This window comes from Longimicrobium sp. (genome assembly GCF_036280135.1).
Lineage (GTDB): Bacteria > Gemmatimonadota > Gemmatimonadetes > Longimicrobiales > Longimicrobiaceae > Longimicrobium.
On sequence record NZ_DASURI010001003.1, the window covers coordinates 1 to 21,961 of the forward strand.

Consider the following 21,961-nt stretch of genomic DNA (forward strand, 5'->3'; position numbering starts at 1 on the left):
TGCGGCTGCCACGGGGGATCTCCACCACCACGTTCATGCGGGCGGGAGCGTCGGGGCCTGCCTCCATCTCGTGCCAGGGATGGAACAACGTAGGTCTCCGGTCTCTTTTGAAATTCGGTTTCGGGGTGGATGCGTCCGCGCCGCGCGGCCGTCGTCTCCACGCCCGAAATCTACCACGTTCGCGAACCCCCCGTCACCCCCGGACGGGCGGCGATCTCCCGCTCGAACGTCCGTTCTGGAAAGGAGTTAGGGGCGGGGAGCCCTCACCCGCTCGCTTAGGCTCGCACCCTCTCCCGCAAACTGCGCGGGAGAGGGTGTAGACTTCAACGAGCCCTGGGGCGCCTCGGGAGAGGACGACGCGAGGGCTGAGATCCCGATCGTTCCACGCTCGCACTCTCGCACTTTCGCACTTTCGCACTTTCGCACTTTCGCACTTTCGCACTCGCCGTCCACCGTCTACCTTGCACACTTCGCGTCCTCTTCGACTGCCGACACGGAAGACACCGCAGTGCTGCTGGGAGCCCACGTATCCACCGCCGGCGGGTGCCGCAACGCGCCCGCGCGCGCCGCCGACATCGGCGCCACCGCCATCCAGATCTTCACCAAGCAGCCCAACCGCTGGGCCGAGGTGACGATCCCCGACGACGAGGCCCTCGCCTTTCGCGCGGCAGTCGCGCAGCACGGGGTGGCGTACGCCAACGCGCACGACAGCTACCTCATCAACCTGGCCACCCACGACGCGCTGCTGCTGGACCGCTCGTACTCGGCGTTCCTGGGCGAGCTGAACCGGGCCAACCAGCTGGGGCTGCACGCGCTGGTCACGCATCCCGGCAACGCCACGGACGGCGACCTGCCGCGCGGCCTTGCGCAGAACGCCGACATGATCGCCCGCGCGCTGGAGGAGGCCGGCGGCACCGTCCAGGTGCTGCTGGAGACGACGGCGGGCTCGGGAAAGGTGATCGGCTCGCGGTTCGAGCAGCTGGCCGAGATGATCGCGCGGATGCCCGGCAACGTGAGCGATCGTGTGGGCGTGTGCGTGGACACGTGCCACGTGTACGCCGCCGGCTATGACCTGCGCGAGGACTACGACGGCGTGATCAATCAGCTGGCCGACGTCATCGGCCTGGACCGCGTGCGGCTGTTCCACCTGAACGACAGCGCCACGCCATTCGCCAGCAAGCGCGATCGGCACGCCGCCATCGGCGAGGGCTCGCTGGGCGACGAGCCCTTCCGCCGGCTGATGACCGACCCGCGCTTCGCCCTCGTGCCCAAGGTGCTGGAGACCCCCAAGGAGCTGCCGGAGAACCCCAAGGACCAGGTGACGATGGACCTTCGCAACCTGGCCCGGCTGCGCGGCTATCTCACGAGTGCGTGAGGGCGGAAGTGCGAAAGTGCGGTCGTGGATTCGGTGCCACGAGATAGTCCGCGAAAGAAGACGCCCTCCCTCACGGCTCCGTGGGAGAGGGCGTTGAATTGGGGAGCTTGTGATGCTCGGCGAGGTGATCCCAGCGAATCGGCTGCGGTGCGGGTCTTGGTCTGTAGCGGCGCAATGACCTCCGGATCGCGGTCCAGCGGGACGCTCCGGATTTCGCCTATTTGACGGGCTTGAAACGCCCGCACTGGGAACGCCGCCGGGAACCCGCCGCCCACGAAGGGGTAGCCACGCCGGGATGAAGATGACCTCCGGACCGTCGAACGCGCGGCGCTTCGCGCTGCTGCTGGGGATGCTGCTGCACCTGGTGGGTGCCGCGGCCATCCCCGCGTTCCACGTGTACGGCCCGGGGTACGATCCATCCCACGTCTCGTCGTTCGTGGGCCACCAGCCCGGCGACGACGGCAGCCCGGGCGGCGCGCACAGCGACCTGGACTGCATCCTGTGCCACGCGTCCGCCGAGCTGGCCCTGCCGGCGCCCGGCGCGTACGTGCCCCTGGTGGACGACGTCCGCCGGGTGGAATTGCCGTCCGAGCACACGGCGCGCACCCACCGTCCCGCCTCTCCGGCCCGCGCCCGCGCGCCGCCGCTCGCCTGAAATCCGGCGTCCACACGACGCCACGGTATACTGTATACGGCAGGTCCGCCAACCGGCGTGCCCTGCGCGTCCGTTCCGGATTTCAGGAGAGCCGTACCCCATGCTCAAGTCTTTTGCGCGGGGCGCCGTATTGGCGCTGGCCGCGATCCTTGCCGCCGCCGGCACCGCCCGCGCCGCGGACGTCGCGCCGCCCATCGTGGGCGTGGTGCGCGACACCGCGGGCACGCCGCTCCCCAACGCCCGCATCGTCATCAACGAGCTCAACCGCTCCACGCTGTCGGAGCGCGACGGCGCGTTCACCTTTCGCGCGCTGCGCCCGGGCACCTATCACCTGGACGTGACGCTGCTGGGCTACGCGCCCGGCCACGCCGTCGTCACCGTGCCGGCTGACGGGCCGGACGTGCGGGTGGAGGTCGTGCTGCGCTCCACCGTGCTGTCGCTGGAGGGCATCAACGTCACGGCCAGCCCGCGCAGCGCGGACCCGCTCAACATCACCCAGTCCACCGTGGAGCTCTCCGGCAAGGCGCTGGAGCGCAACCTGGGCACGAGCGTGGCGCAGACGCTGGCGTCGCAGCCCGGCCTGTCCGTGCGCTACGGCGGCCCGGCGGCGTCCACCCCCGTCATCCGCGGCCTGTCGGGCGAGCGGGTGCTGGTGGTGCAGAACGGCCAGCGCACGGGCGACCTGAGCAGCACGTCGGCGGACCACGCACTGTCGGTGGACCCGCTGGCCGCCAGCCGCATCGAGGTGGTGCGCGGCCCCGCGTCGCTGCTGTACGGCAACAACGCCCTGGGCGGGGTGGTGAACGTCATCTCCACGGACATCCCCACCACCATCCCGGGCGAGGCGTCGGGCTTTTTGGCCCTGCAGGGCGAGTCGGTGAACCCCGGCGGCGCCCTCACGGGCGAGGTCACGCTGCCCCTGACGGAGACGCTGGCCCTGAGCGCCCGCGGCGGCGGCCGGCGCGTGGAGGACACGCACACGGGCGGCGGGGAGACGCTGGACAACACGCAGTACGAGAACCTGTACGGCACGGCGGGGCTGGGCTACGTGACGGAGCGGGTGCAGGCGGGCGCGTCGCTGGGCGGGTACCAGTTCAACTACGGCCTGGCCGCCCTGCCCGGGGCCGAGGAGGCGGGGGTGACCATCGACGGGCACCGCCTGGACGGCAGCGGCCGCGTGGACGTGGCCCTGGGCGAGCGCGGCTTCACCAACCTGCGGGTGGACGGCAGCGCGCAGTGGTACGGCCACGACGAGATCGAGCCCGAGGGCGAGATCGGCACGCGGTTCCGGCTCAACACGCAGTCGGGCAACGTGACGGCCAAGACGAGCCTGGGCCGGTTCAGCGGCGCCGTGGGCATCTCGGCCCTCCTCAAGCAGTACGCGCCGGAGGGCGAGGAGGCGCTCACGCCGGGCGCGCAGAGCCGCACGGCGGGCGCGTTCGTCTACCAGGAGCTGCCCCTGACGGCGGCGGAGAACGGCCCGTCGCTGCAGGCGGGCGCCCGCTACGACGTGTACCGCGTGTCGCCGGACGAGACGGACGATCCGCGCTTTACGGGCGTGCGCGCGCGTGACTTCAGCAACGTGTCGGGCTCGCTGGGGCTGAACGTGCCGTTCACCAGCCACCTGTCGGGCAGCGTGAGCGTGGCCCAGAGCTTTCGCGCGCCCACGGTGGAGGAGCTGTTCTCCAACGCGTTTCACCACGCGGCGGGCACGTACGACATCGGCGACCCGGACCTGGACCTGGAGGTGAACCGCGGGGCCGAGGCGGTGCTGCGGGCGCAGTCGGAGCGGGTCAACGCGCAGGTGGCGGCGTTCTACAGCCGCATCGACAACTACATCACGGCCGACGTGGTGGGCGACACCACCATCGACCACGAGGGCGAGCCCGAGTCGGTGCCGCTCAACCGCTTTCGCCAGGACGACGCGCAGCTGCGGGGGCTGGAGGGGCAGGTCGAGGCGGTCGTGGCGCGCAACCTGGTGCTGGGCGTGATGGGCGACCTGGTGCGGGGCGACTTCATCGATGGCGATGCGCTGCCGTTCATGCCGGCGTCGCGCATTGGCGGGTCGGCGCGCTGGGACGACGGGCGCTACTCGCTGGGCCTGGAGGCGCGCCACGCGTTCGCGCAGAACCGGGCCGAGCCGGAGGCGTTCCGCACGGAGTCGTTCACGCTGGTGAACGCCAGCGGGGGCATCAGCCTGCGCGGGGCGGGCCGCATCCACAGCATCGTGCTGCGGGTGGACAACCTGCTGGACGAGCTGTACCGCGAGCCCACGAGCCGCCTGCTGGTGCCGTCGCCCGGGCGAAACGTGTCGCTGGTGTACCGCGTGCTGTTTTGACGGCAGTGCGAAAGTGCGAAAGTGCGGGAGTGCGAAAGTAACTGCAGACTCGCATGGAGGTTGGATGCAGAGCGGCCGCGCCGTCCCTTCCCGGGGCGGCGCGGCCGTTTGTGCCTGCGTCAGCCATACCGCGCTTCAGCAGTTGCGCGGGGTGGACGTGGGCGCGCACAGGCCCGTGGGACACGCGTCGTACGCGGATCCGCAGTTGGCGCCGTTGTAGGTGGGCGCAACGTGCGCCTGCACCGTCCCGCGATCGCCGTCCACCGTCGCCGTCTCGAAGCTTTCCACGGCCAGGCTGTCGAGCGAGAGCGTGATCTTCCGCATGCTGCTTCTCCTGTCTGTGGTTGGGAGCGCCCGCCGTGGGCGCTCCCGCCGGCCGTTCCTCAGCAGTATTCCGGATACGCGGTGGGACACGCGTCCGGGCTGTAGGTGGGCTCGCAATCGCCGGTGCACAGGCCCGTCTGGCACGCGTCGAACGCCGAGCCGCAGTTGGGCCCGTGCAGCGTGGGATCCAGGTTCGCCTGCACCGTGCCGCGGTCCGCGCCCGCCGCCGCCGTCTCGAAGCTCTCCACCGTCAGGCTGTCCAGCTCGAGCGTGATCTTGCGCATCCGTTCGTCTCCTGTCTGCCGGTCTCGGATTCGGGGCGGGAGTGCCCCGGGCTCCTGGTGACGGAATCCAGTCGCAAAATGGAAGCCAACTCGATTGAAGACAGGCGTTTACGACGAGCGGAGGGGAGGAGTGGCGGAGAAGGAAGACTGCCCGGGTGCTAGCGGGAGCACTCCGGGCAGGTGCCGTAGAAGGTGATGTCGTGCGATTCGGCGACGAAGCCGGGGCTGATCTCGCCGCCGGCGGGCAGGCTCAGGTGGCAGCCGGCCACGTCGAACACCTCGTCGCACACACGGCAGTGAAAGTGGTGATGATGGCCGCGGCCCGCGGGCTCGAAGCGCGACTCGCCCGTGGGAAGGATGACGGTGCGCACCTGGCCGGATTCCTTGAGCAGCTTGAGGGTGCGGTAGACGGTGACGACGCCCATCCCCTCGATCTCCTGCTGCGCGCGCTCCAGGATCTCGCCGACGGTGAGCGGCCCGCCCGCCTCGCCGATCACCCGCGCGATCACGTCGCGCTGCCGCGTGCGGTTCTTTCCGAGCTGGCTGGTTTCCATGCAGGTCCCGTGATGCGAATGGATTACGGAAGCTAGCGGATGCCGGCCGGCCCGCAAAGTGGCAGAGGATGCCTTCCCACCCACCCTGATCTGATGCCGGACTCCTCGCGTGCTGCGTCATCCTGGGGAGTCGCCGCGCGATCTCCGTCACCACGTGATCTCTGGCGACGAGGGATCTTCTCTCCCGTGCTCTGCCTCCCTCATTCCGCGTGAACCGGCCCGCCGTATCCGTCTCTACCGCAGAGGCAGAGCGACTGTCGGCAAGATCCTTCGGGGCCGCAGGCATCCAGGCCCGTTCGGGCCCGCGAGGGCCCCTCAGGATGACAACCGGGGCCGCCGCAGGGAGCCGACCTCGCGCCGTACTCACTCTCGCACTCTCGCACTCTCGCACTTTCGCACTTTCGCACTTTCGCACTGCTTTTCGCCGACCGCCGATTGACGCCCGCGCTCCGTGCCGGTAAACTTCACGGTTCCAACGGAGGCGCGATGATTCGCAGCATGACGGGGTTCGGGGAGGCGGAGAGGCAGACGGAGGCGGGGACGCTGCGCGTCGAGATCCGGACCGTCAACCACCGGCACCTGAGCGTAAACTTTCGCACGCCCGCATCGCTGGCCAAGTACGAGCCGCTGATGCGAGACTGGCTGCGCGCCCACCTGGCGCGCGGCCACGCCAACGTCGCCGTGCGGCTGGAGCCGGCTGCGGCCGCCGCGGCCGTGGGTCTCAAGCTCGACGACGAGCGCGTGGCCGCGTACCTGGCCCTGTTCGGCGAGCTGCGCACGCGCTTTGGCGTGAGCGGCGAGCCCTCGCTGGCCGACGTGCTGCGCTTTAACGACGTCATCGTCCGCGACGACGAGGGCGGCCGGGTAGAGGTGCCGCAGGACGACGTGCAGGCGGTGATGGAAGACGCCGCGCGCGCCGTCGCCGCCATGCGCGAGGACGAGGGGCGCCGCCTGCAGGCGGACCTGGAAGGCCGGCTGGCCGCCATCGACGCGGCCCTGGACGCCATCACCGAGCTGGCTCCGCAGCGCCTTTCGGCCGAGCGCGACCGGCTGCGCGCCGCCATCACCGAGCTGTCGCAGGGCGTGGGCGTCTCGGAAGAGCGGCTGGCGCAGGAGGTGGCGTACCTGGCCGAGCGCTGGGACGTGAACGAGGAGCTCGTCCGCTTTCGTTCGCACAACGAGCTGTTCCGCGAGCTCATGGCGGCCAATCCCGAGGAGCCCGTGGGCAAGCGCCTGTCGTTCCTCGTCCAGGAGATGCACCGCGAGGCCAACACCATTGGCTCCAAGGCCAACCACGCGGGGATCGCCCATCGCGTGGTGGCCATCAAGGAAGAGGTGGAGCGGCTGCGCGAGCAGGTGGAGAACGTGGAGTGAGCGGCGTTCCCGGATCCACCTTTCCGCTCGTGCTCTCCGCGCCCAGCGGGGCGGGAAAGACCACCATCGCGCACCGGCTGCGCGCGTCGCGTGACGACGTCGTCTTTTCCATCAGCGCCACCACGCGGGCGCCGCGCGAGCGGGAGCGCGACGGGATCGACTACCACTTCGTGGCCGAGGACGCGTTTCGCCGGATGATCGACGCGGGCGAGCTCATCGAGTGGGCGCAGGTGCACGGCAGCTACTACGGCACGCCGCTGAGCAACGTCCGCAACGCCCAGGCGCGGGGCCAGTTCCTGCTGCTGGACATCGACGTGCAGGGCGCGCGGCAAATCCGCGACAAGGTGCCCCAGGCCGTGCACGTCTTCGTCCTTCCGCCCAGCGGCGAGGTGCTGGTGCAGCGGCTGACGGGGCGGGGCAGCGAGGACGAGGCGCGGGTGCAGCGACGCCTGCGCAACGCGCTGGACGAGATCCGCACGGCCGGCGAGTTTGACCACGTGGTCGTCAACGATCACCTGGACCAGGCCGTGGCCGACGTGAGCGCCATCCTGGACGGCCGGACGGAGGCCCTGCGCCCCCATCCGCCCCTGGCAACGACCATCGCCGCCATCGCGCACGAGATCGAGCGGCACCTGGACCCGGCCTGAGGGATACAAGGGCAGTCGCAGGCTGTACCCTGTCCCCATCCCCCGCAGTCCGAAGGGTCGGGACGGCAGCCCGAGCAGCAACGAATCCGCCCCCCAAGGTGTCACCCAGGGGCGGCTTGGATGGATACCCGAAAGAAGGAGATCGTACAGCATGCGAGTCGTTACCCCGGGCCAGGCGGCCCGCCACACCGGCAGCAAGTACCTGGGCGTGCTCGTGGCCGCCAAGATGGCGCGCAACCTGAACGAGCTGCGCCGCGGCGAGCTGATGGAAGACCCCGCGCTCACCGGCGACGAGCCGCGCGAGAAGCTGACGACCACCGCCCTGGAGTCGGTGCGCGCCGGCACGGCCCAGTTCCGGCTGGACAAGCGCCGTCGTCCCTCCGACGGCCTCTAAGCCGCCCATGCCCGGACCGCGCGCGCCGCGGCGCCCGTTCCAGGGGCGCCGCGTGGTCCTGGGCGTTACCGGGGGCATCGCCGCGTACAAGGCGATCACCCTGGCGCGCGACCTGACCCTGGCGGGCGCCTCCGTGGACGTGGTTCTCACGGAGGGCGCGCTGGAGTTCGTGCGCCCCCTCACGTTCGAGGCCCTCACGGGGCGCCCCGCCTACAGCTCGCTCTACCCGCAGGGCGATCCCCTGCTGCACATCCGCCTGGCGCGCGACGCCCACGCGGTGGTCGTGGCGCCCGCCACGGCCAACTTCCTGGCGCGCGCGGCCGCCGGCATGGCGGACGACCTGCTCACGGCCACGCTGCTGGCCACGGAGGCGCCCGTAGTCCTCTGCCCCGCCATGAACGACCGGATGTACGCCCACCCCGCCACGCAGGCCAACCTGGCCCGCTTGGCGGAGTTCGGCTATCGGCTCGCGGGGCCGGCCGTGGGGCCGCTGGCGTGGGGCGAGGGCGAGGGGCCCGGCCGCATGCTGGAACCGGACGAGATCCTGGCCCACGCGGGGCGGGCGCTGGAGGGCGCGACGCCGCTGTCGGGAAAGCGCGTCGTCGTCACGGCGGGCGGCACTCGCGAGGCCATCGACCCCGTGCGCTACATCGGCAACCGCTCGTCGGGGCGGATGGGATACGAGATCGCGGCCGCCGCGTGGCGTCGCGGGGCGGACGTGCTGCTCATCTCCGGCCCGTCTCCGCTCTCCGTGCCGCCCGGCGTGGAGCTGCGGCGCATCGAGTCCGCCGAGCAGATGCTGGACGCCGTACGGTCCGCGCTGGCGGAGGCGGACGCGCTGGTGATGGCCGCCGCCGTGGCCGACTTTCGTCCCGCGGACGCGGCGGCGCACAAGATCAAGAAGGAAGCGGGAACCGTCCCGCAGATCACGCTCGAAGCCACGGCGGACGTGCTGCGCGCCACCCGCGAGGCGCGGCGGCCGGGCTCCGTCGTTGTGGGCTTCGCGCTGGAGACGAACGACGCGGTGGAGAACGGGCGGCGCAAGCTGCAGGGCAAGGGGCTGGACCTGCTGGTCGTGAACGATGCGACGGAGCCGGGCGCCGGCTTCGAGGTCGACACGAACCGCGTCGTCCTCCTGCAGCCCGGCCAGCCCGACGAGGCCCTGCCGCTGATGTCCAAGGCCGCCGTGGCGGACGCCATCCTGGACCGCGTGGACGCGCTCGTCTCCACCGCGTCGTCCGTCGGCTCCGCGGACGCGAAGGTGGACGCCGGGGCCGCGGAGGCGCGCGGGTGACGGACGATCCGCGGGACCTGCTGCGCAGCTACCTGCGCCAGCGGGCGGAGCTGGGCGAGGCGGAGCTGGTGCTGGACCGCCTGTCCGCGGCGGAGCTGCAGGCGCTGCTGGCAGAGCAGAAGACCGCCCCCGCGCCGCGCCTCGTCCCCCCGTCTGACGCGCGCCGCGAGCCCGCCGCCGATCCCCGTCGCGAATCCGCCCCGGATCCGCGTCGTGAGTCCTCCCCCAATCCGCGTCGTGAATCCGGCCCCCCCGCCGAAGGGCCGGAAAAGGTGGAGGTGCACGTCCGCGGTGGCGCGCCGGTGCCGGGAACCGTCCCGCATCCGCCATCTCCCCGCGCCCCCGCTGCCTATGTGAGCGCGGAAGAAATTTCAAGTCTACCGATCCTCGCCGACGTTCGCGAAATTGCACTGGGGTGTCCGCGGTGTGGACTGGCCAGGACCCGTACGCACGTGGTCTTTGGCGAAGGTCGGGAGAACGCGGACGTGATGGTGGTGGGCGAGGCGCCCGGGCAGGACGAGGACCGCAGCGGGCGGCCGTTCGTGGGCCGTGCCGGGCGGCTGCTGGACCTGGTGCTGATGTCGGCGGGCTTTCCGCGCGAGGACGTGTACATCTGCAACGTCCTCAAGTGCCGGCCGCCGCAGAACCGTAATCCGCAGCCGGACGAGGTGAGCGCGTGCAGCCCGTACCTGCTCAAGCAGATCGAGCTGGTACAGCCGCGCGTGATCCTGGCCTTTGGCACCTTCGCCGCGCAGACGCTGCTGGGGACCGACGTCTCCATCGGCAAGCTGCGCGGCCGCACGCACCAGTACCAGGGCGTGCCCCTGGTGCCCACCTACCATCCCGCCGCCTGCCTGCGGCACCCGGCCTGGGTGCGCAGCGTCTGGGAAGACGTGCAGCGGGCCCGCGACGTGCTGGACGCCTCCTGACCGACCCCTGATCCGATTTCCTGAGCACGTCCCGCCGCCCCGCGGGACGCGTCAGCCGTTTCTCTGGTAAGCAGTACCGCCATGGCCACGCTCGCCCCGTTCGTTCCCAAGGTCGCCGCGCCCGACGCGTTCGCCGGCCGCTCCGCCCCGTACAGCGCCGAGGCGGAGCTGGCGGTGCTGGGTGGCATGCTGCTGGAAGGCGATGCCGTCACCAAGGCCATCGAGGTCGTCGACGACTCGATGTTCTACCGCGAGGGCAACCGCCGCGCGTTCCGGGCGATGGTGCGCATCTTTCAGCGCGGCGACGTCATCGACCCGGTGACGCTGGCCGAGGAGCTGCGGGGCGCGGGCGACCTGGAGGCGGTGGGCGGCCTGCAGTTCATCGCGTCGGTGATGGACGCCGTGCCCACGGCGGCCAACATCGAGTACCACGCCAAGATCGTCCGCGAAAAGGCGGTGCTGCGCCGGCTGATCGAGGCCAGCACGGTCACCATCCAGGAGACGTACGCGCACCAGGGCGACATCGACGAGCTGCTGGACCAGGCCGAGAGCCGCATCTTCCAGATCGCGCAGACGCACGAGCGCAAGGGCTTCGTGTGGATCAAGGAGCTGCTGTGGCCGGCCATGGAGCGCATCGAGCTCCTGTCGCAGAACAGCTCCGCCGTCACGGGCGTGCCCACGGGCTTCGTGGACCTGGACGAGATGACGGCCGGGTTCCAGAAGGGCGACCTGATCATCGTCGCCGCCCGTCCCTCCATGGGCAAGTGCCTGTCGCACGACGCCGAGATCGTGCTGGAGGACGGCTCCGTCGCCACCATCGAGCAGATCTGCGAGCGCCGCCACGCGCGGCTGCTGACGCTGGGCGAGGACTGGAAGCTGGGGATCACCGAGCCCAGCGCGTTCGTGGACGACGGCGAGAAGCCCGTCTTTCGCGTGACCACCCGCCTGGGCCGGCAGATCGAGACCACGCTCACGCACCCGTTCCTCACCGTGGACGGATGGAAGCCGCTGGGCGAGATCGCCGTGGGGCAGCACGTGGCCGTCCCGCGCCGCATCCCCGTGGAGGGGACGGCGGAGATGCAGGAGTGCGAGGTCACGCTCCTGGCCTACCTCATCGGCGACGGCGGGCTCACGGGGACCAACCCGCGCTTCACCAGCGCCGACCCCCACGTCCGCGACGACTTCGCGGGCGCCGTGGCGGCGTTCGGCGGCGTGACGGCCACGACGGAGGATTCGCGCGGCGCGCGGACGCCGACGCTGAACGTCCGCCGCGATTCCGTGGCGACGGCCGCCGCCCGCGCGGCGCTTTCCGCGACGATCGCGGACGCCCTGCCGCGCCAGCGGGGGGACGGCGCGCGCGTGGCGGCGGCCGTGGGCGTGAGCCGCGGGTCCGTGAGCCACTGGGCGCGCGGCCGGCACGTGCCCCGCGCGGCGGAGCGGCGGGCGCTCTCCGCCGCCCTTTGCGTGGAGTTCGACACGGACGGACGGACGGAGCGCAACCCGCTGACGGCGTGGCTGGAGGGGCAGGGGCTCTGGGGCAAGGGCGTGGCGGAGAAGACTGTCCCCGCCTCCGTCTTTCCCCTGCGGCGCGACCTGCTGGCGCTGTTCCTCAACCGCCTGTTCGCCACGGACGGCTGGGCGACGGTGCTGGCCAGTGGCCAGGCGCAGGTGGGCTACGCGACGGTGAGCGAGCGGCTCGCGCGGCAGGTGCAGCACCTGCTGCTGCGCTTTGGCATCGTCGCCAGCCTGCGCCGCCGGCGGGTGAAGTACGCGGGCGGACGGCGCCAGGCGTGGCAGCTGGACGTGACGGACGCGCGGTCGCTGCGCACGTTCGTCCGCGAGATCGGCATCTTTGGCAAGGAGACGGCCGTCGCGCGGGTGGAGCGGGCGCTCGAGGAGAAGCGGTATCAGACGAACCGCGACCTCGTTCCCCGCGAGATCGGGACGCGCATCGCCGAGCGCAAGGGCGACGAGTCGTGGGCGTCGCTGGCGCGCCGCGCGGGCATCCGCGGATCCACCAACATCCACGTGGGCACGCGCGCGCTCAGCCGCGACCGGCTGGCGGCGCTCGCCGCCGCCCTGGGCGACGGGGAACTGGCGGCCCTGGCGGACAGCGACGTGTACTGGGACGAGGTCGTTTCCGTGGAGCCGCTGGGCCTCAAGCAGGTGTACGACCTGACGGTGCCCGGCACGCACAACTTCGTGGCCAACGACGTGTGCGTGCACAACACGGCGTTCACGCTGAACATCGCGCAGCACGCGGCCATCGAGGAGAGCAAGTGCGTCGCGTTCTTCTCGCTGGAAATGAGCAAGGACTCGCTCGTGCAGCGTCTGCTCACGTCCGAGGCGCGGGTGGACGCGGGCCGCGTGCGCACGGGCCGCCTGCGCGACGACGACTATCCGCGGCTGGCGCAGGCGGCGGGGCTGCTGAACACGGCGCCCATCTACATCGACGACACGCCCGGCATCTCCATCCTGGAGATGCGCGCCAAGGCCCGGCGCCTCAAGTCCGACCGCGACGACCTGTCGATGATCATCGTCGACTACCTGCAGCTCATGACGGGCAACGGCAAGACGGAGAACCGCCAGCAGGAGGTGTCGGAGATCTCGCGAGGGCTCAAGGCGCTGGCCAAGGAGCTGGAGGTGCCCGTGGTGGCGCTTTCGCAGCTGTCCCGCGCCGTGGAGTCGCGCCCCGACAAGCGCCCCATGATGTCGGACCTGCGCGAGTGCGTCACGGGCGATACGATCGTCTGGCTCGCGGATGGCCGCCGGGTCCCCATCCGCGACCTCGTCGGCACGACGCCGGAGGTGCACACGGTGACGGAGGCGGGCCGACTGGCGACGGCGGCCAGCGACCTCGTCTGGTCCGTGGGGCGGAAGCCCGTGTTCAGCGTCCGCCTGGCGAGCGGGCGGCGGATCCGCGCCACGGCGGAGCACCGCCTGCGCGGCCCGTCCGGATGGGTGCATGTCTCCGAGATCGCGCCCGGCGACCGGCTGGCGCTTGCGCGGCGGGTGCCGGAGCCCGCGCAGCCGGTGGAGTGGCCGGACCTGCGCGTGGCCCTGCTGGGCCACCTGGTAGGCGATGGCAGCTACCTGAGCGGGCAGCCGCTGCGCTACACGACGGCGTCGGAGGAGAACAGCGCCATCGTGACGGAGGCGGCGCGCGCGGAGTTCGGCGCGCAGGTAAACCGCCACGCGGGGCGCGGCAACTGGCACCAGCTGGTGCTCAGCGGCAACGGCGACCGCTGGCATCCCGCCGGGGTGAACCTGTGGCTGCGCGAGCTGGGGATCTTCAACCAGCGCTCGCACCAAAAGCGGCTGCCGGCGGATGTCTTCCGCTTCTCCGACCGTCAGGTTGCGCTGTTGCTGCGTCACCTGTGGGCCACGGACGGAACGGTCCACGCACGCAGGCCGGGGAGCCGCGGGTCGTCCTCCATCTTTTTCTCCACGTGCAGCCGTACGCTGGCGGACGACGTAGCCGCGCTGCTGCTGCGGCTGGGAATGGTGGCGCGCATCCGCGAGCAGGAGCAGAAGGTGGGGAAGCCGGTCTTTACCGTGTCCGTCTCCGGGAGCGAGGACCAGCGGCGGTTCGTGGAGGTGATCGGCGGCTTTGGCCCGCGCGCCGAGCAGGTCAAGCAGTTCCGCAGGATGCTGGACGGGAAGATCGCGAACACGAACGTGGACACCCTGCCGCGCGAGGTGTTTGACCTGGTGCGTGGGCGAATGATGGAGCGGGGCGTCACCCATCGTGCCATGGCGAACGCGCGGGGGACGTCGTACGGCGGCACGTCGCACTTCCGCTTCGCGCCGTCCCGGGCTGTGGTGGCGGACTACGCCACGCTGCTGGAAGACGACACGCTGCGGGAGTGGGCCGGGAGCGACCTGTTCTGGGACCGCGTGGTGGAGGTCGTGGCCGAGGGCGAGGAAGAAGTGTTCGACCTGACGGTGCCCGGGCCGGCGTGCTGGCTGGCGGACGGCATCGTGAGCCACAACTCCGGCGCTATCGAGCAGGACGCGGACGTCATCATGTTCCTGTTCCGGCCGGAGTACTACCACGGACCCACGGACAAGGACGGCAACAGCCTGGAAGGGCTGGCCGAGGTCATCATCGGCAAGCAGCGTAACGGCGCCACGGGCACCGTGCAGCTCGCCTTTCGCAAGGAGTTCACGCGGTTCGAGAACTTTACGCGGCGCAGTGACGAGTACGGCGGCGGCTGATCCGCATTCGCCACGCGCATCGCCCGTCCGGCGGAGCATCGGCTCACCGGACGGGCGATTGTCCATCCGCCGGCGTCTCATTCGCTTCGGATGGAGCGCGGCTCGCTGAGCTGCCTTCGCAGGAGGCGAGCAAGCGTCATCCTGAGGGGGCGCCGCGCGTAACGTGAACGCACGCAGGACCTTGGCGCGACCGAAGGATCTTGTGTGCGAGACTCGGAGGCGGATTGCCTGCACGAGGGTCGCCCTCTAGTTCCGCAGGCAAGATCCTTCGTCGCCGCCAGGGATCAGGGACTGACAAAGGCCCGCGCGGCGGCTCCTCAGGATGACGCCATGCTGATCCGCCCTGGTTCGTCCAAGCGCGCGATTCGGCGACGCCTTCGACGGACGGAGCGGCGTGTCATCCACTACCGGCGCGAACGGGGCGGGGACCATGATCGTGGAATACATCCGGTACGAGATCGCGGAGGACCGGGCGGCGGAGTTCGAGGCGGCGTACGCGCGGGCATCCGCATCGCTCGACGCGTCGCCGCACTGCCTGGCGTACGAGCTCACGCGCTGCGTGGAGGCGCCGGCGTCGTACATCCTGCGCATCGAGTGGGAGTCGGAGGAAGGGCACATGCAGGGCTTTCGCCGCGGGCCGGAGTTTCCGGCGTTCCTGGCCGCCATTCGCCCGTACGTGGGCGACATCGCGGAGATGCGGCACTACGCGCGGACGACCGTCGGCGCGCGCAAGCAGGCGGCTGCGGCCTGACCGGCCGGGAGCGGACGAGCAACGGATGGCGAAGACCAAGACGGCGTTCTTTTGCCGCGAGTGCGGCAACGAGACGGCCCGGTGGCAGGGCCAGTGCCCCGCCTGCCGCGAGTGGAACACGCTGGTGGAGGAGCCCACCGCGCCCAAGCGCGCCAAGGCGTCCGCCGGCGGGGCGACCGCGCGCGCGGCGGGCGCCGTGTCCGCGCCCGTGCGCCTGCGCGAGGTCGAGGGCGCCGAGGCGCGCCGCTGGGCCACGGGGCTGGCGGAGTTCGACTTCGTGCTGGGCGGCGGGATCGTGCCCGGCTCGGTGGTGCTGGTGGGCGGCGAGCCGGGCATCGGCAAGTCGACCATCCTGCTGCAGGTGGCCGGGCGGCTGGAGGCCGCGCAGCTGCAGACACTGTACGTCTCCGGCGAGGAATCGGCCCACCAGGTCAAGCTGCGCAGTGATCGGCTGGAGGAATCCGCCGGGTCCGTGACGCTGCTGGCCGAAACGGAGCTGGACAGCATCCTGCTGCGCGCGGCGGAGCTGGCGCCGCGGGTGCTGCTCATCGACTCCATCCAGACGGTCTACACGCCGGAGCTGGAAGGCGCGCCCGGCAACGTGGGCCAGGTGCGCGAGTGCGCCGCGCGGCTGCAGCGCTTTGCCAAGCAGACGGGGACGGCCGTCTTTCTCGTGGGCCACGTCACCAAGGGCGGCGGCATCGCGGGGCCCAAGACGCTGGAGCACATCGTCGATACCGTGCTCTACTTCGAGAGCGCCGGCGGGCTGGACAACCGCGTGCTGCGGGCGACCAAGAACCGCTTTGGCGGGGTGGACGAGATCGGCGTCTTTCGCATGACGGCGGCGGGGCTGGCGCCCGTGGCCAACCCGTCGGAGCTGTTCCTGGGCGAGCGCAGCGGCGCGGCGTCGGGCTCCGCCGTCGTGGCGACCATGGAAGGCACGCGGCCGCTGCTGGTGGAGGTGCAGGCGCTCGCGTCCCGCGCGGCGTACGGCGCGCCGCAGCGGGTGAGCACGGGCATCGACCAGAAGCGGCTCGCGCTTCTCCTCGCGGTTCTGGAAAAGCGCGCGGGGCTCGCGTTCGGGCAGCTGGACGTGTTCCTGAACGTCGTGGGGGGGCTGCGGCTGGCGGAGACGGCGGGGGACGTGGCCGTGGCCGTGGCGCTGGCGTCCAGCGTCTTTGACCGGCCCGCGCCGGCGGACGCGGTGTTCATCGGCGAGCTAGGGTTGGGCGGCGAGATCCGGCCCGTGGGCCAGGTGGAGCGCCGGCTGGCGGAGGCCGCGCGGATGGGCTTTCGCAAGGCGTATCTTTCGCCCCGCGCGGTGCCGCAGACGGTGCCGGCCGGCATCACCGCCGTGCCCGCGGAGGACGTGCGGGCCCTCGTGGCCGCCATCTTCGGCGGATGAGCGCGCGCGCGGCGGCCGTCATCGTGGCGGGCGGGTCGGGGCGGCGCTTTGGCGGGCCCGTCCGCAAGCAGTACCTGGAGATCGGCGGCGAGCCCGTGCTGCTGCGCGCCGTCCGCGCGTTCCTGCATCACCCCCGCATCGCATCCGTCGTCGTGGTGCTGCCGCCGGACGACGTGGAGGACCCGCCGCGCTGGCTGGCGGATCTGCCGGTCACGATCGTCGCGGGCGGGGCGGAGCGTGGCGATTCCGTGTTCAACGGATTGATGGCGGTGGATGCGGATGCGGATGCGGATCGCGTGCTGGTGCACGACGGCGCGCGGCCGTTCGTCACGGCGGACGTGATCGATCGGGTGCTGGACGCGGAGGGCGGCGCCATCGCGGCCGTGCCCGTGACGGACACCATCCAGCGCGTGGACGCCGACGGCGTGATCGTCGACACGCCGGACCGCGCGGCGCTCTGGCAGGCGCAGACGCCGCAGGGCTTTCCCCGCGCCGCGCTGGTCGACGCGTATCGCCGGGCCCGCGCGGACGGTGTGGGCGCCACGGACGACGCGGCCGTCTTCGCGCGCTACGCCGGCCCCGTGCGCGTGGTGATGGGCGCACACCGCAACCTCAAGGTCACCCGCCCGGAGGACCTGCCGATCGCGGAAGTGCTCGCGCGGGGGGAGCCAGGGTGAGTGCCAGGATCTAGTCGGAGCGGGGTTCCTCGAACAGAGACGCCGTCTCCCGGCCTGAGCGGGGGTTCCCCAGTATAAACGCCGCCCCAGCCTGAGCGCCCATCAACCGGAACGGGGGAAATCAAGCCGATGCGCCACCCCCCAGCCTGAGCGGGTAAACCCGCCGCTGGGACAGCGGTAAGCCTCGTCTCGCGCCGACGCGCTCTGCGAACAAGGCTTCAACCACCAACGCACGCGCCACCCGGCGGGGTTGCGGGCTCATTGTACGCGCAGGTGCACACCGGCCCGACCTTCGCTGGGGCAGTCCGCGAAGGCGGACTTCGTGCCGTTCCAGCGGCGAATTCATTCGCTCCGGCTCGGACTCCGGCGAATGTCTGATCCCTTCGCGATTCACATCGGTCCCCGCTCGCTATCACCCGTAGTTGTACGCGGCTTGCGGAGTTCGATAGATTGTCCGCTCGCGCGCATCCACGCGATGCGGACCACGGACGCACGGAGCACGACCTCGCGATGGGACCGGAGATGAGCCAGCAGGCGGGCACGCCGACGCCGCGGACCACCACGTTCAACATCCTCTTCGTCTGCACGGGCAACACGTGCCGCTCGCCGCTGGCCGAGGGCATTGCCCGGGCGGAGCTGGAGCGGCGCGGCTGGCAGCACGTGCAGGTGGCCAGCGCCGGCATCGCCGCGCGCCCCGGCGACACCGCGTCGGAGTTCGCCGTGAGCGTGGCCGCGCGCCACGGCGTTCCGCTGGACGCGCACCGCAGCCAGCCGCTCACGCCCGAGCTGGTGAGCTGGGCGGACCTGGTGCTGGTGATGGGCGCCAGCCACCTCTCCAGCGTCCGCCGGCTGGGCGGCGAGGAAAAGGTGCTCACCCTGGGCGACTTCGCGTCCGGCGCGGACGAGGGCTACTCCGTCCGCGACCCGTTCGGCGGCCCCGAGAACCTGTACGAGTCCACGTACCAGGAGCTCCATCGGCTCATCGCGGGCGCGCTGGACCGGCTGGAGCCCATCCTCCATCCGTGAGCGCGGCGCCCGCCCCCACCCCGACGGCCGGCACCCGCCTGTTCGCCTTGCTGGGCGACCCCGTCTCGCACTCGCTGTCCCCCACCTTTCAGAATGCCGCCCTCCGTGCCCTGGGGCTCGACGGCGTGTACGTGGCGCTGCGCTGCGGCGCGGACGAGCTGCCCGGGCTGCTGCGCGGCATCGCGCGGGCGGGCGGCGGCGGCAACGTGACGGTGCCGCACAAGGCGCTCGCCGCGGCCACCGTGGAGCGCCCCAGCGACGCCGTCCGCCGCACGGGTGCCTGCAACGCGTACTGGCTGGAAGACGGCGCCATCCACGGCGACAACACGGACGTGGCCGGCGCCGCCGCGGCCGTTTCGCTGGTGCTGGGCCGCGCGCCGGCGGGGGCGCGCGTGCTGCTGCTGGGCGCGGGAGGCGCGGCGAGCGCCGTCGTCTGCGCGCTGGCGGACGCGGGCGTGGAGCGCATCGCCATCGCCAACCGCACCGTGGAGCGCGCGGGGGGCTTGGCGGAGCGGTACCGCGCGCCGGGCGTGCGCATCGACGTGGCGGATTCGGCGGATGCGCTGTCGGGCGAGCGCTTCGACCTGGCCGTGAACACGACGTCGCTGGGCCTCAAGCCGGGCGATCCGCTGCCGCTGGATCCCGATGCGACGCGCGTGGAGATCGGCGCGGCGCTGGACGTGGTCTACACGCGCACGGGCACGCGCTGGACGGACGAGATGCGCGCCCGCGGCCTTCCCGCCATCGACGGCAAGGAGATGCTCATCCAGCAGGGCGCCGCCGCCTTTCGCCGCTGGTGGGGCATGGACCCGCCCCTGGACGTGATCCGCGTGGCGCTGGAAGAGTAGGCTCGTGCGGATCTGACTACTTGGTTGTAAGTTCCGACTCCGCGCCCGCTCCCTCCTCATCAGATACGCCTTCCTACTGAGTTGAGGCAGACATGCCGATCTCCACTCCTCGCGGTCTCAAAATCCGTTTAGAGCCGCAGTACGCGTTCGCGCTAATGGCTCGTCTGGAGCCGAGGGTCTCACCGTTTCGCGTCCTTAAGACTACCGAGGGAATCGATTCTGCTCCCGGTGCGATCGGGCTTTGCGTTGGCCTATTCTGCTTCATTCAGAGCGTTCCACCGTTGTTGGTGTTCAAGTACGTGCTGATTGCAACGTTAATTGCTCAGGTTGTCCTGCTCTATGGGATCTTCATCATCCCAGGTTTGGTGTCACTTGGGACCGCATACAGCTATGTCTCCGGTTTTGGAGTTCTGTTAGTCGCGATTGCTTTAACGGGGTTATTTCTAGAAAGCTGGCAAGCGGTCGCAGCATTTTTCGTTGCGAAGTTCGCAGCCGCCATTCTCGGGTTCGTGCTTGAGCTTTGGGAAATGAGGCGCATTCATAGATCATCAGAAATCGCTTTTACCGCATCGGAGCGGGCTTTTGTCAACGCATATAGACTCCATGCCAGCCGATTGGGCGTGAGTACGGACATCGATGTTCCTGAATGTGAGATCGAATCGGGTAAATGGCGTGATGCGCTGGGACGATTCGCATACGAGTATCCAGCAGTAGTTCAGCGCTTTGCCATATGAGCATTCCGTATCGGCTTCGAGGGATGACGAACTCACCTACCCTCAGGCATAACTTCGCCAACCGCTAATTACTGCAAGTGTGTGCCGCCATCCGCAAAGTCCTCGTGATCGGGTCCAGCGGGGCGGGGAAGTCGGTGTTCGCGGCGCGGTTGGCGGAGCGCACGGGGCTACCCCTCATCCACCTGGACGCGATCTACTGGAAGCCGGGCTGGGTCGCCACGCCCAAGGACGAGTGGACGCGCATCGTCGACGACCTGCTCGCGCGCGACGCGTGGGTGATGGACGGCAACTACGCCGGCACGCTGGACCGCCGTCTGGCCGCGTGCGACACGGCAATCTTTCTGGACTTTCCGCGCGTCGTCTGCCTGTGGCGGGCCGTCAAGCGGCGAATCATCCACCACGGGCGGTCGCGGCCCGACATGGCGCCCGACAACGACGAGCGGCTGACGTGGGAGTTCGCCCGGTGGATCTGGACGTATCCGCGGGAGCGCCGTCCGGGTGTCCTCGCGAAGCTCGACACGCTCCGCCCCGACCAGCGCGCCGTCCTCCTGCGCTCCGGCGCGGACGCCGAGCGATTTCTCCGCACCCTTCCCCCTGACGGCGCGTGACGTGCGCAGCCGGGTTCAATCCCGCAGACGACGGCCGATGATGACCCGCGTCCACACGCTCATGATGCTCACCACGCTGCTCGCCTTCGTGGGCTGCCAGCCGGCGCCGCGCAACCTCACGAGGCCCGGTGAGGCGCTGCGGCCGTGCCCGTCCACGCCCAACTGCGTGAGCACCGAGGCCGCGGACCGGCGTCATGCCATCCCGTCCATCCCCTTTGGCGGCACGCCGGAGCAGGCGCAGGCCCACGCCCGGCAGGCGCTGCTGGCGGAGCCGCGGACGCGCGTGACGCTCGAGGCGCCCGGCTACCTGCGCGCGGAGGCGCGGAGCCGCCTCTTTCGCTTCGTGGACGACGTGGAGGTGGTGGTGGATGGCCCCGCGCGCGTCATCCGCTTTCGGTCCGCGTCCCGGGTGGGGCGCGGCGACATGGGCGTGAACCGCGCGCGGATGGAGCGCTTCGCGGCCCGCTTTCGCGCGCTGGACGATCCGCCCGAGGTTTCGCGGTAATCCGCCGTCCTCGCGCCGCGGCGTCCGCGGCGCGTCCACCTCCTCCGCACCCTCCCGCCATGGCCGATCTACCCGAGAACTCCGTCCACCCTACGACGCGCGCGGAGTGGCGCGCCTGGCTGGAGCGCAACCACGCGCGGCCGGAGGGCGTCTGGCTCGTGAGCTACAAGACGACCACCGGCAAGCCCCGCGTTCCGTACGAGGAGGCGGTGGAGGAGGCGCTGTGCTTCGGGTGGATCGACAGCAAGGCGGTCACGCTGGACGACGAGCGGGCGATGCAGTGGATGTCGCCGCGCAAGCCCGGCACCGGCTGGTCGCGCACCAACAAGGAGCGCGTGGAGCGGCTGATGGCGGATAGGCAGATCGCGCCACCCGGCCTGGCGAAGATCGAGGCCGCGCGGGCGGACGGCTCGTGGAGCTTGCTGGATGCCAGCGAGGCGCTGGAGGTGCCGGCGGACCTGGAGCAGGCGCTCGCGTCGTATCCCGATGCCGCGCGCTACTTTCACGCGTTCCCGCCGTCCGTCCGGAAGCAGATCCTGCAGTGGATCACGCTGGCCAAGAAGCCCGAGACGCGCGCAGCCCGCATCGCCGAGACCGCGCGCCTGGCCAACGAGAACGTCCGCGCCAACCAGCCCCGGCCCAAGTAGGACGCCCCGCGTCGTCGTCCGAGCGGATGTGGAGCGCGTCCGTGACGTGTGCCTGACGGTGAGGGCGTTTGAAGGACGTTCCCCCGCGCCGCGTCATCCTGAGGAGCGCCGCGCGGACTTGATGATGGCGCAACCGGTTGGCGCGACGAAGGATCTTGCGTGCGAGACTCGGGGCTGGGGTCCGTGCACGAGGCCGCCGCAGAGTCTCGCCGGCAAGATCCTTTGTCGCCGCCATGGATCGCGCCGGAACAAAGGCCTGCGCGGCGGCTCCTCAGGATGACCCTCGTGAGGGACGCGGATTCCAATGCCGCGCCGCGTCATCCTGAGGAGCGCCGCGTGAGCCGGATGATGGCGCAACCCGTTGGCGCGACGAA

General features: G+C 70.9%; 21 protein-coding genes. 18 read left to right on the forward strand and 3 right to left on the reverse strand.

The genetic code is table 11. The features are described from left to right. Positions 1-508: 508 nt before the first annotated feature. The 3 genes from VFZ20_RS32130 (at position 509) to VFZ20_RS32140 (ending at position 4,368) form a co-directional block, all read left to right on the forward strand. Positions 509-1,375 (forward strand): deoxyribonuclease IV, encoded by an 867-nt coding sequence (locus VFZ20_RS32130; protein WP_329688070.1) that lies wholly within the window; start codon positions 509-511, stop codon positions 1,373-1,375. Positions 1,376-1,676: 301 nt separating this feature from the next. Next, positions 1,677-2,030: a hypothetical protein gene (locus VFZ20_RS32135; RefSeq protein WP_329688071.1), complete on the forward strand. Its 354-nt coding sequence runs from the start codon at positions 1,677-1,679 to the stop codon at positions 2,028-2,030. Between the two features lie 100 nt (positions 2,031-2,130). After that, entirely contained in the window at positions 2,131-4,368 is a 2,238-nt protein-coding gene (locus VFZ20_RS32140) for a TonB-dependent receptor (RefSeq protein WP_329688072.1), read from the forward strand. Positions 4,369-4,503: 135 nt separating this feature from the next. On the opposite strand, the gene VFZ20_RS32145 is transcribed toward VFZ20_RS32140, so the two are convergent. The 3 genes from VFZ20_RS32145 to VFZ20_RS32155 all read right to left on the reverse strand — a co-directional run bounded on the left by VFZ20_RS32145 (position 4,504) and on the right by VFZ20_RS32155 (position 5,530). After that, positions 4,504-4,692: a pinensin family lanthipeptide gene (locus VFZ20_RS32145; RefSeq protein WP_329688073.1), complete on the reverse strand. Its 189-nt coding sequence runs from the start codon at positions 4,690-4,692 to the stop codon at positions 4,504-4,506. A 59-nt stretch (positions 4,693-4,751) separates the two neighbouring features. Then, complete coding sequence (locus tag VFZ20_RS32150; RefSeq protein WP_329688074.1) at positions 4,752-4,976, reverse strand: hypothetical protein; 225 nt, start codon at positions 4,974-4,976, stop codon at positions 4,752-4,754. A 158-nt stretch (positions 4,977-5,134) separates the two neighbouring features. Beyond that, the gene (locus VFZ20_RS32155; RefSeq protein WP_329688075.1) at positions 5,135-5,530 is read right to left on the reverse strand and encodes a Fur family transcriptional regulator; all 396 of its coding nucleotides are present in this window, start codon (positions 5,528-5,530) and stop codon (positions 5,135-5,137) included. 486 nt (positions 5,531-6,016) lie between these two features. Between VFZ20_RS32155 and VFZ20_RS32160 the strand changes: the two genes are divergently transcribed. The 15 genes from VFZ20_RS32160 to VFZ20_RS32230 all read left to right on the forward strand — a co-directional run bounded on the left by VFZ20_RS32160 (position 6,017) and on the right by VFZ20_RS32230 (position 21,587). Next, positions 6,017-6,904, forward strand: coding sequence for a YicC/YloC family endoribonuclease (locus VFZ20_RS32160; protein WP_329688076.1), 888 nt, complete (start codon positions 6,017-6,019; stop codon positions 6,902-6,904). Next, positions 6,901-7,551, forward strand: coding sequence for a guanylate kinase (gene gmk, locus VFZ20_RS32165; protein ID WP_329688077.1), 651 nt, complete (start codon positions 6,901-6,903; stop codon positions 7,549-7,551). Before VFZ20_RS32160 ends, gmk begins: the two co-directional genes overlap by 4 nt. Before the next feature lie 151 nt (positions 7,552-7,702). Then, on the forward strand, positions 7,703-7,945 hold the full coding sequence (rpoZ, locus tag VFZ20_RS32170) for a DNA-directed RNA polymerase subunit omega (RefSeq protein ID WP_329688078.1): 243 nt from the start codon (positions 7,703-7,705) through the stop codon (positions 7,943-7,945). Positions 7,946-7,952: 7 nt separating this feature from the next. Next, on the forward strand, positions 7,953-9,239 hold the full coding sequence (gene coaBC / locus VFZ20_RS32175; protein ID WP_329688079.1) for a bifunctional phosphopantothenoylcysteine decarboxylase/phosphopantothenate--cysteine ligase CoaBC: 1,287 nt from the start codon (positions 7,953-7,955) through the stop codon (positions 9,237-9,239). Next, positions 9,236-10,168, forward strand: a complete 933-nt coding sequence (locus VFZ20_RS32180) for a uracil-DNA glycosylase (protein WP_329688080.1) — start codon at positions 9,236-9,238, stop codon at positions 10,166-10,168. Before coaBC ends, VFZ20_RS32180 begins: the two co-directional genes overlap by 4 nt. Before the next feature lie 81 nt (positions 10,169-10,249). After that, entirely contained in the window at positions 10,250-14,386 is a 4,137-nt protein-coding gene (dnaB, locus tag VFZ20_RS32185; protein ID WP_329688081.1) for a replicative DNA helicase, read from the forward strand. A gap of 394 nt (positions 14,387-14,780) precedes the next feature. Continuing rightward, positions 14,781-15,137 (forward strand): antibiotic biosynthesis monooxygenase family protein, encoded by a 357-nt coding sequence (locus VFZ20_RS32190; protein ID WP_329688082.1) that lies wholly within the window; start codon positions 14,781-14,783, stop codon positions 15,135-15,137. Positions 15,138-15,162: 25 nt separating this feature from the next. Next, positions 15,163-16,542, forward strand: coding sequence for a DNA repair protein RadA (radA, locus tag VFZ20_RS32195; RefSeq protein ID WP_329688083.1), 1,380 nt, complete (start codon positions 15,163-15,165; stop codon positions 16,540-16,542). After that, positions 16,539-17,219 carry a 2-C-methyl-D-erythritol 4-phosphate cytidylyltransferase gene (gene ispD / locus VFZ20_RS32200; protein ID WP_329688084.1) on the forward strand — a complete coding sequence of 227 codons (681 nt, stop codon included), beginning with the start codon at positions 16,539-16,541 and terminating at the stop codon, positions 17,217-17,219. The genes radA and ispD overlap by 4 nt, the downstream gene beginning before the upstream one ends. Before the next feature lie 522 nt (positions 17,220-17,741). Then, positions 17,742-18,245, forward strand: coding sequence for a low molecular weight protein arginine phosphatase (locus VFZ20_RS32205; protein WP_329688085.1), 504 nt, complete (start codon positions 17,742-17,744; stop codon positions 18,243-18,245). Next, positions 18,242-19,093 (forward strand): shikimate dehydrogenase, encoded by an 852-nt coding sequence (locus tag VFZ20_RS32210; protein WP_329688086.1) that lies wholly within the window; start codon positions 18,242-18,244, stop codon positions 19,091-19,093. Before VFZ20_RS32205 ends, VFZ20_RS32210 begins: the two co-directional genes overlap by 4 nt. Before the next feature lie 92 nt (positions 19,094-19,185). After that, complete coding sequence (locus VFZ20_RS32215) at positions 19,186-19,827, forward strand: hypothetical protein (protein WP_329688087.1); 642 nt, start codon at positions 19,186-19,188, stop codon at positions 19,825-19,827. Between the two features lie 104 nt (positions 19,828-19,931). Further along, positions 19,932-20,435: a hypothetical protein gene (locus VFZ20_RS32220; RefSeq protein ID WP_329688088.1), complete on the forward strand. Its 504-nt coding sequence runs from the start codon at positions 19,932-19,934 to the stop codon at positions 20,433-20,435. A 37-nt stretch (positions 20,436-20,472) separates the two neighbouring features. Beyond that, on the forward strand, positions 20,473-20,940 hold the full coding sequence (locus VFZ20_RS32225) for a DUF1499 domain-containing protein (RefSeq protein WP_329688089.1): 468 nt from the start codon (positions 20,473-20,475) through the stop codon (positions 20,938-20,940). 59 nt (positions 20,941-20,999) lie between these two features. After that, a complete protein-coding gene (locus tag VFZ20_RS32230) occupies positions 21,000-21,587 on the forward strand; it encodes a YdeI/OmpD-associated family protein (RefSeq protein WP_329688090.1) in 588 nt (195 codons plus the stop codon). Positions 21,588-21,961 lie beyond the last annotated feature (374 nt).